We start from the raw sequence: 14314 nt of genomic DNA on the forward strand, positions 1-14314 counted from the left end.
CTGCGAGCAAGCCGATGACCCGTTCAACCCTCCACTCCGCGCTGCTGGGACTGCGCAGCACCGCCATCGCCACCGGTGTCGCCCTGGTCCTGGTCAGCGGCGGTGCCCACGCCCAGGCCACGGGCGGCGAGAGCACCATGATCAAGCTGATCCGCGGCCTGATGGACAGCGGTGCGCTCAAGCCCGAGGCCGGCCAGGCGCTGTTGCTGGAGGCGCAGCGCGAATCGGCCGCAGCTCCCGCAGCGCCGGCGTCCACCGCGATCGCCGCGCAGCCCGGTGACGTGCGCGTGCCCTACATCCCGCAGACCGTGCGCGATGAGATCCGCGAAGAGGTCAAGGCCAGCGTCATGGCCGAGGCCAAGGCCGAGCGTTGGGCGGCGCCGGACCAGGTGCCCGAGTGGACCCAGCGCCTGCGCGTGCAGGGTGACGTGCGCGTGCGCAACGAGAGCCGCCTGTATTCCGAGCGCAACAGCGACATCGAAGTGGACTGGGCGCGGATCAACGCCGGCAACGGCTACGACGTCAACGGCAACACCAACCTGGATCTGCCGCCGCTGCGCAATACCCGCCAGGACCGCAACAATTCCTGGCGGATCCGCGCACGCCTGGGCGTGATCGCCGAACTGGGTGAGCACACCCGTGCCGGCGTGCGCCTGGCGACCGGCAACGACAACGGCCCGGTGTCCTCCACCCAGACGCTGGGCGGTGGCCTGGCCAAAAAAGACGCCTGGCTCGACCAGGCATGGCTGTCGTGGTCGCCGGTGGCGGGCCTGGACATCCTCGGTGGCCGCTTCGGCAATCCGTACTGGTCCACCGACACGCTGTTCTCCAACGACCTCAACTTCGATGGCCTGGCGTTCAAGTACGCGCAGCCGATCGGCGATGACGGCCTGTCCTTGTTCGCCACGCTGGGCCTGACGCCGTTGGAGTACTCCTCCGACAGCTTCCCGAACACCAGCCAGGACAAGATGAAGAGCGAGAACAAGTGGCTCAACGGCGTGCAGGTCGGCGCCGAGTGGCAGTTCGGCGATGCGCAGAAACTGCGCGCCGCGGTGGGCTACTACGATTTCCGCAACACCGCCGGCGAGTACTCGCAGCCGTGCGCGCTGTATGCCGGTGCGGATTTCTGCAGCAGCGACTGGTCGCGCCCTGCGTTCATGCAGAAGGGCAACACGCTGATGCTGCTGCGGAACATCGCGCTCAATCCACTCGACCCGGCCAACACCCCGATGCCGCAGTACGTCGGCCTGGCCTCGGAGTTCGAACTGCTTGACCTCAACCTGGCCTGGGAAACGCCGCTGTTCGCGGGCAATGCCCTGCGCCTGGAAGGGCACGCGATCAAGAACCTGGCCTACGATCCCAACCGCATGTGGGAACGCGCGCAGGGCGGCATCGTCACCAACCTGGGCACTGCCGCCAACGGCGTGGCCGGGCCGCAGGACATCCAGAGCGGTGACATGGCGTACATGGCGCAGGCGACCTTCGGCCAGCTGGTGATGAAGCAGGCCGGCGACTGGAACCTGGCGGTGGGCTACAAACGCCTGGAAGGCGATGCGCTGCCCGATGCCTACAACGATTCCAACTTCCACCTCGGTGGCACCAATGCCAAGGGCTACTACCTGAGCAGCTCCTACATGTTCGACCGGAACGTGTGGCTGACCGGGCGCTGGATGGCCGCCAAGGAGGTCACCGGCGCCCCGTTGTCGATCGACGTCTTCCAGCTGGAAGTCAACGCAGGCTTCTGACCGACGCAACGCCTGTCTCCGGGAGGCGGCGTGCCGCCTCCCTTGCTGCCCCACATTGGATTTTCACCATGAACACCGACACTTCCCTCGCGCCGGATGCCGGCGACGACGTCGATGCCGTCTCGGCAGCGGCCGACAGCATCACGCCGCCGGCCAGCTGGCCCATGCTCTACCGCCGCCCGGTCGTGCTGTCGTCGCAGCTTCATGCCCACTGGCGCGTGCGCCAGACCGGCGCCGCGTTCGCCGCCGGCAGTCACTCGATTCCAGTGATGATCGGGGAATTCGCCGCGGCCTCGCGCGCGTATCCGCTGGTCTTCGCCGGTCCCGATCATCTGCCGATCGCCGTGCTCGGCCTGGAGGCGGAGCAGAACCGCTTCGTCATCGCCGACCAATGGCAGGCCGGCGCCTACATTCCCGCCTACGTGCGGCGCTACCCGTTCGTGTTCGCGCGCACCAGCGAGCCGGACGGCTACGTGCTGGCCATCGATGCCGATGCGGACATGATCGTGCAGGAGGGCGAGGAAGGGCTGCCGCTGTTCGAGGGCGACCAGCCTTCGGCGATGACGCGTCATGCCCTGCAGTTCTGCGAAGCCTTCACCCGCGAAGACATCGCCACCCGCGCCTTCAGTGCCGCCCTGGCCGAGGCCGGCGTGCTGATCGAGCGCCAGGTTGACGTGGTCCTCGCCGATGGCCGCCGCCACAGCCTGCAGGGCTTCCATGTCGTCGATCCCGCGCGTCTGGATGCGCTGCCGGATGCCACCCTCGTGCACTGGCATCGCCAGGGCTGGCTGGCGCCAGTGTATTTCCACCTGGCTTCGCTGGGTCGCTTCGCCGACCTCGCCACAGGCTGACCTGTTCTACCGGGGCGCCGTGCAGGTGCCGTCACTCCAGGCCGGTGGGAAGACCAGCCCTTCGAGTGGCGTCATCTGTGCGGCACCCGATCCGGTGCGTTCTGGGGCGCGGTCCTGCAATGAACGGCGAGCAGACTATCGCGTCGATTTAATCGGACTGATTCGGCCGCTCGACGCTCGCAGGTGCGGGATCTTGAACAGCGAGCCTGCACTGGTGAGCTCCGCCAACTGCATCATCTTGGGCCACCACTCCAGCAATCTTGCTGCAAAATCGTAAGGGCTCAGCGTATGCCAGCCTTTGGCTAGTACGAATACCGTCAAACCCAGCCGTGCTATCGCTTCCCGTTCGGCAGGCCGACGATGATGATGATCCTGGGTGACGTGTACGGATATGCCGCGGCGAATGGCTTCGTCAAAAAGCGCCAGATCCTTTGTTCCCTTGGATACGAAATCGCGGACGTGTACGACTTCATGACCGTCAACGCGGGCAATCGAATCGATGGCCCTGGCCAGAGCCGGCGGCAGATTCTCGTCAATCTGCGCCCTCAAGGCGCGACCTGCCTCTCGAAGGCAACGGCTTTGCGCACTTCTGCCAGCGGCACATCGTAAAGTCGAGCGATACGATGTTCATCGCCATCTGCGGCACGCAGTGCTTCCACGATGGCGATGGTCGGCACGCCAGACTGTTCAAGGATGGGTTGGCCGAAACTGCGCTCCGGGTCGAAGACCACGGCGCGAGAGCCCTTCATCGGGAACCACCGTGCCGCCTTGTCGTCGACGCTGAGTTCGACGCCCTCGCGCAGTGAAGGGGCGATGATCTTCTTCATCACGTCCTGACGCCTGACCACGTCAACCAGGGCGGCATCACCACTCCCATCGAGCAGTTCCATGAAGATACGGCGCCCGTCAGTTTTGAACGTGGTGCTGGTAAACGGGTACTGCTTGCCGAGCCGCTCGTGCAGTTCCTCTATCGTGCGCCGGACAAGATTCAACGGCACGCCGCATGCTACGAAGGTCCTGACAAAGCGAAGTTCGATCAGATCGCGGAACCCAATCCCGTCAATTCCGCTACCAGCCCATTGTGGCGGCCAGAGTGGGGCATGCAGAGCGCTCTGCTCTCCCTGACGACTTGAATAGCCTTTCAGCCAGCGTCGCAACTCGCTTGGTTTGCCACCGATGAACCGTGCGGCATCCGCATACGAGTACAGGCCAAGGCCGAAAGTCTCCTGCGCTGGCAGAGCGGTTCCCATGGGATGAGTCTACTCAATGTCTGGCAGCACGGAGGTGCCTGGAGCCCAACTTGGGACGTGCGCATCACAACCGATACGACGGAATGCCGGCTATGGCGGTATCGGGAGCGGCAGGTCTCTGACTGGCACGCACAGCCAAAAGCGTGGCGAGGATGGTGCGCCCGGAGGGATTCGAACCCCCGACCAATGGCTTCGGAAGCCACTACTCTATCCGGCTGAGCTACGAGCGCGTTGTGTCCTGCGTCCCGCCGGGCCGCCTGATGGGGCCACGGACCGCCAAAGCGGCGCGGGAGGAGCATTCTATCCGTAAACGCCGCGCAGGTCTGCCCCCCGCACCGATGCGCCGGGCGACGGCGCGCCCGGCCAGCCCAGGCGGTATCCTTTACCGATGGCTTACGAACGTTTTGAGGCGCCCGAGGCGGCGCCCCCGTCGCGCTGGCGGCACTACTGGAAGTTGATGCGCGCCGACCGTCCGATCGGCACCCTGCTGCTGCTCTGGCCCACCTGGTGGGCGCTGTGGCTGGCCTCGGGCGGGCTGCCGCCGCTGTGGACGCTGTTCGTGTTCACCGCCGGCGTCTGGCTGACCCGCTCGGCCGGCTGCGTGATCAACGATTACGCCGACCGCTGGCTGGACCCGCACGTCAAGCGCACCAAGGACCGCCCGCTGGCCAGCGGCGCTGTCTCCGGGCGCGAGGCGCTGGCCCTGTTCGCCGGGCTGATGATCGTCGCCTTCGCCCTGGTGCTGACCCTGAACTGGCTCACCATCGGCATGAGCTTCATCGGCGTGTTCCTGGCCGCCAGCTACCCCTACCTCAAGCGCTACACCCACCTGCCGCAGGTCTATCTCGGCATGGCCTTCGGCTGGGGCATCCCGATGGCCTTTGCCGCCGTGCAGGGCGAGGTGCCGGTGATCGGCTGGCTGCTCTACGGCGCCAACATCCTGTGGTCGACCGCGTATGACACCTGGTACGCCATGGTTGACCGCGATGACGACCTGAAGATGGGCTCGCACTCCACCGCGATCCTGTTCGGGGATCTGGACCTGGTCATCCAGGGCATTCTCTACGCGCTGTTCCTGGGCACGATGGCGCTGGTCGGCCTGCGCGCCGGGCTGGGGGTCTATTACGGCCTCGGCGTCGGCGTGGCCGCAGGGTTGATCGCCTACGAGTTCTGGATCGCCCGCAAGCGCGAGCGCGATCCGTGCTTCAAGGCCTTCCTGCACAACAACTGGGTCGGCGCCGCGCTGTTCGCCGGCATCGCGGTGTCGTTGGCGGTGCGCTGAGGGGGCCACCCGACCAACGGTCGGGTGCTACCGTCGAGCGCACGGTGATGTCCGGTAACGCGCACATGGGTAGTGCCGGCCGCTGGCCGGCGCCCGACCCCCTCGCAGAGCCGGGCAGCGCCCGGCACTACGACCATTAGGCGACTGACAGCGCCGCGCCCAACGCCCAGAATCCCTCCCATTGAATGATCGGGGAGGGCGGGACGATGAACACGTCGACGGTGGTACAGGACGGCTGGATGGCGCGCGCGGCACTGCGCTCGGCGGCCTGGGCGGAAAAATGGTTCCCCGACGCCTACGTGTTCGCGGTGCTCGGCGTGGTCATCGTCGCCGCCGCCGCGATGGGCTTCGGCGCGACCCCGCAGGCCACCGCCACCGCCTTCGGCGAGGGCTTCTGGAGCCTGATCCCCTTCACCATGCAGATGGCCTTCGTGGTCATCGGCGGCTATGCGGTCGCTACCGCGCCGATCGTCGCGCGCTTCATCGAACTGCTGGCCCGTGTGCCCAAGACCGGCCGTGGCGCGGTGGTCTATGTCGGCCTGATCAGCATGCTCGCCTCGCTGCTGAGCTGGGGCTTCTCGCTGGTGTTCGGCGGCCTGCTGGTGCGCGCACTGGCGCGTCGCCAAGCACTCAACATGGACTACCGCGCCGCCGGTGCCTCGGCCTACCTTGGCCTCGGCGCGGTCTGGGCGATGGGCCTGAGCTCCTCGGCCGCCCAGCTGCAGGCCAACCCGGCGAGCATGCCGCCCGGCCTGGTGGAAATCACCGGCGTGCTGCCTTTCACCGAAACCATCTTCCTGTGGCAGTCGATCGCGCTGACATCCGCACTGATCCTGGTGTCGCTGCTGATTGCCTGGCTGACCGCGCCCGGCGCCGCCACTGCGCGCACCGCCAAGGACTTCGAAGGCGCTGCCCGCGCCGAGGCCGAGCCGCTGCAGCCGCGCACCCGCCCGGGCGAGTGGCTGGAGTACAGCCCGCTGCTGACGGTGTTGCTCTCGCTGCTCGCGTTCGGCTGGTTGTTCGGCGAGTTCGCCAGCAAACCGGTGGTCACCGCCATCGCCAACCTCAACACCTACAACTTCCTGTTCATCTCGCTCGGCCTGCTGCTGCACTGGCGCCCGCGCAGCTTCCTCAACGCGGTGGCCAAGGCCGTCCCCAGCACCACCGGCGTGCTGATCCAGTTCCCGCTGTACGGCGGCATCGCGATGATCCTCACCCACGCCACCGGCAGTGGCGATGAGACCCTCGCCCATCGCCTCTCCACGCTGTTCGTGCACATCGCTACCACCGACACCTTCGCGCTGGTGATGGGCGTCTACTCGGCGGTGCTCGGCTTCTTCGTGCCCTCCGGCGGCGGCAAGTGGATCATTGAGGCGCCGTACGTGATGCAGGCGGCCAACGAACTCAAGGCCCACCTGGGCTGGGCGGTGCAGGTCTACAACGCCGCCGAGGCGCTGCCGAACCTGATCAACCCGTTCTGGATGCTGCCGCTGCTGGGCGTGCTCGGCCTGAAGGCGCGCGACATCGTCGGCTTCACCTTCATCCAGCTGCTGGTGCACATCCCGCTGGTGCTCGGCCTGCTGTGGCTGCTCGGCATGACGCTGACTTACGTGCCGCCGGTGATGCCGTGATCGTCATCTGCGCGTCATCCGCACCGGGCGGTGCCGGGATGGCCTGTTCAGTCGCACGGCAAGCCGGTTGGCGCGTAGCGGCATAAGGGAATTCGAACCGTTCATATGCAGGCCAACGCTTACTGCGACACGGGCTCCCGCACGGCAGGAAACGTCGGAACGGACGCGTTGACGTTTCCGTATGCAAACCCGCACACGTCGTTAACCTGCCGCTGCAGAGGATGGCCCCGACCGCGACATTCCGTTTGCGGCAACCGGAGAATCGAGATGGCTCAGCAGAACCAGCAGAACCCGAATCAGCGCGGTGAGCAGCAGGAACGCGGTCGCGACCAGCAGCAGCAACAGCAGCAGGAACAGCAGCAGCGCAACCAGAACCAGCAGCAGGGCGGCCAGCAGGACGAGGAAGAGTGAGCCCAGCCGGCTGTTGTGTGAACTGAAGCCCCGCTCCGGCGGGGCTTCGTTCGTCCGGGCCTGCTCAGGCCGAGCGCAGGTGCCAGCCCAGTGCGTGGTCTTCGACAACGGCGCCAGGCACCACGTCATGCAGCACGACGCGGATGCCGCGCGCATTCGGCAGCACTTTCTGCTCGGGAAACCAGCGGCGCGTGGCATCGACCACGATCAACAGGCCTTCATCATCGCCGAGCGGTGCGAAGTGCGGCGTCGGCTGTGACAACGGCGCCAGCCCGAAGGCGTTCTGTGCGTTTGCCTGCACCTCACCCACGTCTTCAGCGGGCAGGCCAACCTCGCTGATGCAGGTCATCTCGCTGCCATGGAACTCGCCCTGACGCACGCCGGCAGGCAAGCGCCGCCGCGCGATCAATTCCAGGATCAGGCCGTCCGGCCCGGTGAAATAGATCGATTCGGAATCCCAGCGACCATCGAAGGTGAAATGGTCATGGCCCTTCAGATCGCGCTGCAGGATGGCGCGTGCTTTCAGCCAGTCGGTGGCCGCTTCGAAGCGATTGGCCGGGACGTTGAAGGCCAGATGCACACCGCCGACCGGATTCGATCCGGCGGGGTGCAGCTGCAGGGTGCTCCAGCCGATACGCACGGCCGGGCCCTCGACCGGCAGCTGAAGTTCATCGCGGAAGTACGCCACGGTAGCGGCGACATCGGACACGGGAAGATCGATCTGGTGGATGCGCATGGTGATGGATGGCTCACATAGATACATCCACATTCTGCCGCAGATGCGTGTGCTTCAGCGATGAACGCCATGAAACATGCACCGGCTGCGAAGGCCCATCACCGGGCATTGCCGATGCGTTTGCTACAACACGCTGTAGAAGCCGGGACGCACCACCGGCGCATCACACACCGCTATCAGAGGAGTACTCCCGCGATGGGCATGCTGGTCGACGGAACATGGCAGGAAGGCACCGCGGGTGCCGCTGACAAGGACGGTCATTTCAAGCGCGAGGAATCCACCTTCCGCGATTGGTTGAGCGCCGACGGCAGTGCTGGCCCGAATGGCGAGCCTGGTGTCAAAGCTGCGCCTGGGCGGTTCCGCCTGTATGTAAGTCTCGCCTGCCCGTGGGCACACCGCACGCTGATGGTGCGCGCGCTGAAGGGCCTGGAAGATCTGGTGCCGGTGTCGGTGGTCAACTGGCACATGGGCGATCAGGGGTGGACCTTTGAGCCCGGCCCGCAGGTGACGCCGGAGCCAGAGCGCGGTGCGCGCTATCTGCATGAACTTTATGCCGCCGCCAAGCCGGGAATGACCGGCAAGGTGACCGTGCCGGTGCTGTGGGATCGCGAGCGGGGCAGGATCGTCAGCAATGAATCGGCGGACATCATCCGGATGTTCAACACCGCGTATGACGGACTGGGTGCCAAGGCCGGTGATTTCTATCCGGTGGCGCTGCGTGCTGAAATCGATGCGATCAACGAGCGGGTCTATGCGACCGTCAACAACGGTGTGTACCAAGCGGGTTTTGCATCAACGCAGCAGGCGTACGAAGAGGCTGTTGGGCCGTTGTTTGAGACGCTCACGTGGTTGGATCAGCGGCTCCAGCAAAGCGAGTGGCTGGTGGACGATGTCATGACGGAAGCGGATATCCGTCTGTTCACGACGTTGATCCGCTTTGATTCGGTGTACTACGTGCACTTCAAGTGCAACGTGCGGCGCATTGCAGACTTCGCTGGCCTGCATGCGTTCGTGGCGCGGATGATGGCGATTCCGGAGGTGGCGGATACGGTGAACTTCGAGCACATCAAGCACCACTATTACGGGAGTCACCGGCATCTCAATCCGTCGGGGATCGTGCCGGTGGGGCCGGAGTGCGCATACTGAGCCAGCATTCCGGGCATCACGGCGTCTGGCCTCACCCGCTACCTCCCCGATCCAGCTGCCGATACCCGATCGCCTCCGCCACATGCGCAGTTGCGATGTCCCGCGCATGACCCAGATCCGCCACCGTGCGCGCCACCCGCAGAATGCGATGCATCGAGCGCGCTGACAGCTGCAACCGCTCCACGGCGTCCTCCAGCAGCTGCTGATCCTCCTCCGACAACCGGCAATGCGCGCTCAGCTCGAATGGCAGCAGGTGTGCATTCGCCTTCCCACTGCGCAACAGCTGCACCTCCCGCGCGGCCACCACGCGCGCACGAACACTCGCGCTGTCCTCACCCAGCGGCGCGTCATCGCGCAGCTCGCGCGGGTCCAGCCGAGGCACTTCCACATGCAGGTCGATGCGGTCCATCAACGGCCCGGAAACCCGCCCGCGGTAACGACGGATGACCTCCTCGGTGCAGAGACAGCGCCCACTGCGATCACCGGCCCAGCCACACGGGCACGGATTCATGGCCGCAACGAGCTGGAACCGGGCAGGAAAGCGCTCGGTGCGTGCCGCGCGGCTGACCACGGCAACACCCGATTCGATCGGCTCGCGCATGACTTCCAGTGCATGCCGGCTCCACTCGGGGAGTTCGTCCAGAAACAGCACCCCATTGTGTGCCAGCGAGATCTCGCCTGGCCTGGGATGCGAGCCGCCGCCGATCAGCGCCACCGCGCTGGCGGTATGGTGCGGCGCTCTATAGGGCCGCTGCCGCCAGCGCCCCGCATCAATGCCTTGGCCGCTGCATGACGCAATGGTCGCCGCTTCCAGAGCCTCGAGCTCGCTGGCCGCGGGCAGGATGCCGGGCAGACGCGACGCCAGCAGCGTCTTGCCGCAGCCCGGCGTGCCGAGCAGCAACAGGTGATGTCCGCCGGCGGCGGCCACTTCCAGCGCCCGCCGCGCCTGCAGCTGGCCGCGCACATCGCGCAGGTCGGGGATGCTGACCGGCAGGGGGTCAGCGGCCACGGCGGGTGGCAGCGTACCGCTCTCAAGGGCGCTGCAGACCTCCAGCAGGGTGCGGGCGATGCGTACGTCGGCATGCTGGGCCAGCGCGGCTTCTTCGCTGTTCGCGGCGGCGACGATCAGGCTGCGGCCGTCCCGGGCGGCAGCGATCGCAGCAGGCAGAACGCCGTCGACCCCGCGCAGTTCACCGGTGAGGGCCAGCTCGCCCAGGAACTCGAACCTGTCCAGCGACTGCGCATTGATCTGACCGCTGGCGGCGAGGATGCCCAACGCGATGGCCAGATCGAATCGCCCGCCCTCCTTGGGCAGATCGGCCGGGGCCAGGTTGATGGTGATCCGCCGCTGCGGAAACTCGAAGCGAGCGCAGATCAGCGCGGCGCGCACGCGGTCGCGTGATTCCCGCACGGCCGCGGCCGGCAGACCGACGATCTGGGTATGCGGCAACCCGCCGGACAGGAATACCTCGATCCGCACGGCCGGCGCTTTGACGCCGGCGCGGGCACGGCTGTGCACCAGCGCGAGGCTCATGCGGTTGTTTCCGGGGTCTGCGGCATGCCAGGAACAATGGCAGGGCACGGAGACCGCAATCCATCAGCGCTTGCCCCGCCGTGGGGTAGCCAAACGTTGGCGCAGTGTCCAGGCACTCCCGCTAGACTGGATGCCCCCACGCACCACGCCGTCGAACACCATGGATATGCACCACCGCTCCGGCCCCATCGAACTGGTCGCCATCGATATGGACGGGACCCTGCTCGATCCCGCGCACACGCTTACGCCCCGGGTCATGCAGGCCATCGCCCGCGCCCGCGCGCAGGGCGTCCAGGTGGTACTGGCCAGTGGCCGCCCGGTGTCGGGGATGGCACCGTTCCTGCAGCAGTTGGGGATCGAGGGCGAGCAGGAGTACTGCATCGCCTGCAATGGCGCCGTGGTGCAGAACATCGGCAGCGGCCAGCGCGTCATCGAGTTTCCGCTGAGTTTCGAGGACTTCGTGTTCTGCGAGCGGATCTCACGCGAGCTCGGTATCCACTTCCAGGCGCTTGATGGGCGGCGCATGTACACGCCCAACCAGGACATCAGTATCTACACGGTGGCCGATTCGCACCTGTCGAACGTGCCACTGTCGTATCGCCGGGTGGCGGACATGGACCCGGCCATGCAGTTCATCAAACTGATGATGATCGATGAGCCGGCCGTGCTGGATGCCGCCATCCAGCGACTGCCCTCGGAACTGACTGACCGCTTCGCGGTGCTCAAGAGCGCGCCGTTCTTCCTGGAGGTGTTCGACCACCGGGCCGGGAAGGGACCGAGCCTGGAAAAGCTGGCCGCGCACCTCGGCGTGGACCGGGCCAACGTGATGGCGGTGGGCGACCAGGAGAACGACCTGACCATGCTGCAGTTCGCCGGCACCAGCGTCGCCATGGGCAACGCGATTGCGGCGGTCAAGCAGACTGCGCGCTTCGAGACCGCGACCAACGCCGACGATGGCGTGGCGTTGGCGATCGAGCGGTTCGTGCTGCAGGACGCGTAAGCAACGCGCCGCCCGAGCCTGACTTATTCGCGCGGCGCAGCCGATACACCCCGCGCTTCCAGCTCGGCCACCACCTTCTCCAGCGCCTCCAGCTTCTCGCGCGTGCGCAGCAGCACGGCACGCTGCACGTCGAATTCCTCGCGGGTCACCAGGTCCAGCTTGCCCAGCCCAGCCTGCAGCGCGGTCTTGAAGGTGGCCTGCAGTTCTTCGCGCGACTGGCGCAGGCCCGGGGGGACCATGTCGCTCAGGCGGCGGGCGAGGTCATCGAGGTGGTTGAGGTCGATCATGCTGCGGCTCCGCGGGGTATGCGCCAAGGATAAGCTGCCACGCTGCCGGCGGCACGGACCGCGCGCATCGCGTTCACCGGCGGACAGGCGTTATCCTCGCAGCCTGAGAGACAGGAGTGCAGACGGATGAAGATGGTCATGGCGGTGGTCAAGCCGTTCAAGCTCGACGACGTGCGCGAAGCGCTGGCCGAGCGCGGCGTCACCGGGATCACGGTCACCGAGGTCAAGGGCTTCGGGCGGCAGAAAGGCCACACCGAGCTCTACCGCGGGGCCGAGTACGTGGTCGATTTCCTGCCCAAGGTGAAGATCGAAGTGGCCGTCGTCGACAACCAGGTCGAGGAGGTGGTGGAAGCCATCGTCAAAGCCGCCGGCACCGGCAAGATCGGCGACGGCAAGGTGTTCGTGTACGACCTGGGCAGCGTGGTGCGCATCCGCACCGGTGAGCTGGACGCCGACGCGCTGTAACGCGCGCCGGCATTCCCAGGCCGCCCGCTGTCAGGCGTGGCCCTTGAACCAGCGGTAGAAGCGCTTCCAGGCCACGCGCACGCCGGCCACCCAGCGCGGGTCGGCCACCTGGGCCGCCTCGGAGGGGCTGGGACGCTCGCCGGTCAGGCGCTGGCGCATCTTCAGCAGGTTCTTCATGTCGCTGCGGCGCAGCTGGCGCGAGACCGGGTGCACCGGCAGCCAGCGCGGGCTGCGCCAGGCCGAGGTGAAATCCACCAGCACCGGCACGCCACCGCTGACCATCACGTTGGTGCCATGCAGATCGTTGTGGGTGATGCCGGCGGCATGCAGGCGGGTGAGCGCGTACTGCAGCTGCTCGAAGACCTCGATACCGACCGACTGGGCCGCGCTGAGGGTCTGGCCGGGAATGAACTCCATGCCCAGCGCGAGGCCACCGATGGTGCCGAGCAGGGCCGGCGCGTGCTTCCAGCCGCTCAGGCGCTGCAGGATGCGCGCCTCGCGGCGGACCAGCAGGCGGGCGATCGGCGACAGCGGGGTGCCGCGATACCGGGTGTAATCCTTGACCACCGCGGGCTGGCCATTGAGGCAGGTGCGGTAGACGTCAGGTTCCAGGAGGCGTTCGCCGCGCTTGAGCAGCTCGGCGGGGGCGGTGTCATCGACACACGGGGCAACAATTGTGTTCATAGGGGTCTGTGCGACCCGGCGGTCGGCGCAATGCGTCAGGCGTACCGGTGCTGCTTACTGTGGGGAACTAAAGATTTCGTTAATTTTAGTACTCGCCAGTACACGAATCCAGACGATGTCGGAGAAATGTCGTAGCGCAGCCTGGAACAGTTCGTCACGCTGAAGCGGACAATCTTGTATCGTTTGGAATAATTTCGTTTTCAATCAGTTGCTTGGGTAGCGGGCGATTGAGCAATGCGTTGAAGGAACGGCAGGAGTGCGTCGCGCATCTGGTCCAGACCGGGCTGTTCGATCGGGAAGTGACCGCACGCCTCCAGCAGTACCCGCTGGCGCGGCGCGGCCAGCCGCTCGAAGAAGCGGTCGCTGATCTGCACCGGCGTCCACGCGTCGCACGCGGGATGGACCATCAGCACCGGGCACCGGGTGAACCGCTCAGGCTCCACGGCCGGCGGGGTGTCGAACAAGGACGCGAGCAGGCCCAGTGGTACCCGGTTGCCGCCGCCCAGCGGGTCGCGGCAGACCAGCGCTGACAGCGCGGGATCGCGCGACATCCGGTCCATGTGGGTAAACCAGCGAACGGGGAGGCGGAGGCCCCGGGTGAGGCGGCTCAAGGGCCGCAGGGTGGGCAGCAGCCGACGCATCCAGGGCTGGCGCACCAGTGCGGCCTGTACGATCGGATCGCGCGGGTCGGCCAGGGTGGTGGCCACCAGCCCGCGCACCCACGGCGATTCGGCGGCCACCAGATACGCCAGATAGCCGCCAATGCTGGCACCCAGCAGGACGAAGGGCCGCGCACGTTGGGATTGCTCGGCCTCGATCAGTGCCAGAAGGCTGCGCTTCCACGCCGCGTAGTCCACCTGTGACCAGGGCGCCGGGCTGAGCCCATAGCCCGGCAGATCAGGGGCCAATACTTCATGGCCTGCCACCGCCAGCCGCTGTGCCAAGGGCGCGAACATCCGCCCGTAACCGCCGGCGCCATGCACCAGCACCACGCTCAGCGGGGCATCGGCCGGGCCATGGCGATCCAGCTGCAGCGCGCCGAAGGGACCTTCAATGCGCTCCGCACGTGCCGCCACAGCACCGGCTACCGGGTCGAAAAACCCTTGGTAGGCTTGGCTGAGGGCGGGGTAGGGATCGAAGGCGGCCGGACCGTGCATCGGGACAGTCTAGGCGGTCTGTTCAGCCACGCTGCGCTGAACGCCGCCCACCTCGTGCTTGACCGCGACGCGGGCGCTGCCGACCATATGCTGTTGCTCGCGACATCGGCGGCCGCCCCTCCCCGGCACGTCCCC

Annotated in this window: 15 protein-coding genes and 1 tRNA gene; 8 read left to right on the forward strand and 8 right to left on the reverse strand. The window is 66.6% G+C overall.

The window, feature by feature from the left end:
• Positions 1-14: 14 nt before the first annotated feature.
• Both ABE571_RS03160 and ABE571_RS03165 read left to right on the forward strand, forming a co-directional pair.
• A complete protein-coding gene (locus tag ABE571_RS03160) occupies positions 15-1745 on the forward strand; it encodes a putative porin (protein ID WP_346493166.1) in 1731 nt (576 codons plus the stop codon).
• Positions 1746-1813: 68 nt separating this feature from the next.
• Entirely contained in the window at positions 1814-2596 is a 783-nt protein-coding gene (locus ABE571_RS03165) for a SapC family protein (protein WP_346493167.1), read from the forward strand.
• A gap of 135 nt (positions 2597-2731) precedes the next feature.
• Here the strand turns inward: ABE571_RS03165 and ABE571_RS03170 are convergent, their stop codons facing one another.
• The 3 genes from ABE571_RS03170 to ABE571_RS03180 form a co-directional block, all read right to left on the reverse strand.
• Positions 2732-3145 (reverse strand): DUF5615 family PIN-like protein, encoded by a 414-nt coding sequence (locus ABE571_RS03170; RefSeq protein WP_346493168.1) that lies wholly within the window; start codon positions 3143-3145, stop codon positions 2732-2734.
• Positions 3142-3846, reverse strand: a complete 705-nt coding sequence (locus ABE571_RS03175) for a DUF433 domain-containing protein (protein WP_346493169.1) — start codon at positions 3844-3846, stop codon at positions 3142-3144. The genes ABE571_RS03170 and ABE571_RS03175 overlap by 4 nt, the downstream gene beginning before the upstream one ends.
• A gap of 153 nt (positions 3847-3999) precedes the next feature.
• A tRNA-Arg gene (locus tag ABE571_RS03180) sits at positions 4000-4076 on the reverse strand.
• A 158-nt stretch (positions 4077-4234) separates the two neighbouring features.
• Here ABE571_RS03180 and ubiA point away from each other — a divergent pair.
• The 3 genes from ubiA (at position 4235) to ABE571_RS03195 (ending at position 7170) form a co-directional block, all read left to right on the forward strand.
• Positions 4235-5128 (forward strand): 4-hydroxybenzoate octaprenyltransferase, encoded by an 894-nt coding sequence (gene ubiA, locus ABE571_RS03185; RefSeq protein ID WP_313212439.1) that lies wholly within the window; start codon positions 4235-4237, stop codon positions 5126-5128.
• Between the two features lie 206 nt (positions 5129-5334).
• Entirely contained in the window at positions 5335-6759 is a 1425-nt protein-coding gene (locus tag ABE571_RS03190) for a TIGR00366 family protein (RefSeq protein ID WP_346481662.1), read from the forward strand.
• A gap of 267 nt (positions 6760-7026) precedes the next feature.
• A complete protein-coding gene (locus tag ABE571_RS03195; protein WP_179459806.1) occupies positions 7027-7170 on the forward strand; it encodes a hypothetical protein in 144 nt (47 codons plus the stop codon).
• A 64-nt stretch (positions 7171-7234) separates the two neighbouring features.
• Here ABE571_RS03195 and ABE571_RS03200 read toward each other — a convergent pair whose 3' ends face one another.
• Positions 7235-7906, reverse strand: a complete 672-nt coding sequence (locus ABE571_RS03200) for a VOC family protein (RefSeq protein ID WP_346493170.1) — start codon at positions 7904-7906, stop codon at positions 7235-7237.
• A gap of 195 nt (positions 7907-8101) precedes the next feature.
• On the opposite strand from ABE571_RS03200, the gene ABE571_RS03205 reads away from it, so the two are divergent.
• Positions 8102-9052, forward strand: a complete 951-nt coding sequence (locus ABE571_RS03205) for a glutathione S-transferase family protein (RefSeq protein ID WP_346493171.1) — start codon at positions 8102-8104, stop codon at positions 9050-9052.
• Between the two features lie 31 nt (positions 9053-9083).
• Here ABE571_RS03205 and ABE571_RS03210 read toward each other — a convergent pair whose 3' ends face one another.
• Positions 9084-10586, reverse strand: a complete 1503-nt coding sequence (locus tag ABE571_RS03210) for a YifB family Mg chelatase-like AAA ATPase (protein ID WP_346493172.1) — start codon at positions 10584-10586, stop codon at positions 9084-9086.
• A gap of 160 nt (positions 10587-10746) precedes the next feature.
• On the opposite strand from ABE571_RS03210, the gene yidA reads away from it, so the two are divergent.
• On the forward strand, positions 10747-11586 hold the full coding sequence (gene yidA / locus ABE571_RS03215; protein ID WP_346481703.1) for a sugar-phosphatase: 840 nt from the start codon (positions 10747-10749) through the stop codon (positions 11584-11586).
• A gap of 23 nt (positions 11587-11609) precedes the next feature.
• Here yidA and ABE571_RS03220 read toward each other — a convergent pair whose 3' ends face one another.
• Positions 11610-11873 (reverse strand): accessory factor UbiK family protein, encoded by a 264-nt coding sequence (locus tag ABE571_RS03220; RefSeq protein ID WP_313212448.1) that lies wholly within the window; start codon positions 11871-11873, stop codon positions 11610-11612.
• Between the two features lie 126 nt (positions 11874-11999).
• Here ABE571_RS03220 and ABE571_RS03225 point away from each other — a divergent pair, with 126 nt between their 5' ends.
• On the forward strand, positions 12000-12338 hold the full coding sequence (locus ABE571_RS03225; protein ID WP_070472404.1) for a P-II family nitrogen regulator: 339 nt from the start codon (positions 12000-12002) through the stop codon (positions 12336-12338).
• A gap of 30 nt (positions 12339-12368) precedes the next feature.
• Here ABE571_RS03225 and ABE571_RS03230 read toward each other — a convergent pair whose 3' ends face one another.
• Together ABE571_RS03230 and ABE571_RS03235 are read right to left on the reverse strand one after the other, a co-directional pair.
• Complete coding sequence (locus ABE571_RS03230) at positions 12369-13022, reverse strand: RIO1 family regulatory kinase/ATPase (RefSeq protein ID WP_313212449.1); 654 nt, start codon at positions 13020-13022, stop codon at positions 12369-12371.
• Between the two features lie 200 nt (positions 13023-13222).
• A complete protein-coding gene (locus ABE571_RS03235; protein ID WP_346493173.1) occupies positions 13223-14179 on the reverse strand; it encodes an alpha/beta hydrolase in 957 nt (318 codons plus the stop codon).
• Positions 14180-14314 lie beyond the last annotated feature (135 nt).

Source organism: Stenotrophomonas sp. TWI273 (genome assembly GCF_039674765.1).
Classification (GTDB): Bacteria; Pseudomonadota; Gammaproteobacteria; order Xanthomonadales; family Xanthomonadaceae; genus Stenotrophomonas.

Bases quoted from the DNA above. Each gene is read 5' to 3' on its own strand.
- ABE571_RS03160 (WP_346493166.1), top strand. From the start codon at position 15: ATGACCCGTTCAACCCTCCACTCCGCGCTGCTGGGACTGCGCAGCACC.
- ABE571_RS03165 (WP_346493167.1), top strand. From the start codon at position 1,814: ATGAACACCGACACTTCCCTCGCGCCGGATGCCGGCGACGACGTCGAT.
- ABE571_RS03175 (WP_346493169.1), bottom strand. From the start codon at position 3,846: ATGGGAACCGCTCTGCCAGCGCAGGAGACTTTCGGCCTTGGCCTGTAC.
- ubiA (WP_313212439.1), top strand. From the start codon at position 4,235: ATGGCTTACGAACGTTTTGAGGCGCCCGAGGCGGCGCCCCCGTCGCGC.
- ABE571_RS03190 (WP_346481662.1), top strand. From the start codon at position 5,335: ATGAACACGTCGACGGTGGTACAGGACGGCTGGATGGCGCGCGCGGCA.
- ABE571_RS03195 (WP_179459806.1), top strand. From the start codon at position 7,027: ATGGCTCAGCAGAACCAGCAGAACCCGAATCAGCGCGGTGAGCAGCAG.
- ABE571_RS03200 (WP_346493170.1), bottom strand. From the start codon at position 7,906: ATGCGCATCCACCAGATCGATCTTCCCGTGTCCGATGTCGCCGCTACC.
- ABE571_RS03205 (WP_346493171.1), top strand. From the start codon at position 8,102: ATGGGCATGCTGGTCGACGGAACATGGCAGGAAGGCACCGCGGGTGCC.
- ABE571_RS03210 (WP_346493172.1), bottom strand. From the start codon at position 10,586: ATGAGCCTCGCGCTGGTGCACAGCCGTGCCCGCGCCGGCGTCAAAGCG.
- yidA (WP_346481703.1), top strand. From the start codon at position 10,747: ATGGATATGCACCACCGCTCCGGCCCCATCGAACTGGTCGCCATCGAT.
- ABE571_RS03220 (WP_313212448.1), bottom strand. From the start codon at position 11,873: ATGATCGACCTCAACCACCTCGATGACCTCGCCCGCCGCCTGAGCGAC.
- ABE571_RS03225 (WP_070472404.1), top strand. From the start codon at position 12,000: ATGAAGATGGTCATGGCGGTGGTCAAGCCGTTCAAGCTCGACGACGTG.
- ABE571_RS03230 (WP_313212449.1), bottom strand. From the start codon at position 13,022: ATGAACACAATTGTTGCCCCGTGTGTCGATGACACCGCCCCCGCCGAG.
- ABE571_RS03235 (WP_346493173.1), bottom strand. From the start codon at position 14,179: ATGCACGGTCCGGCCGCCTTCGATCCCTACCCCGCCCTCAGCCAAGCC.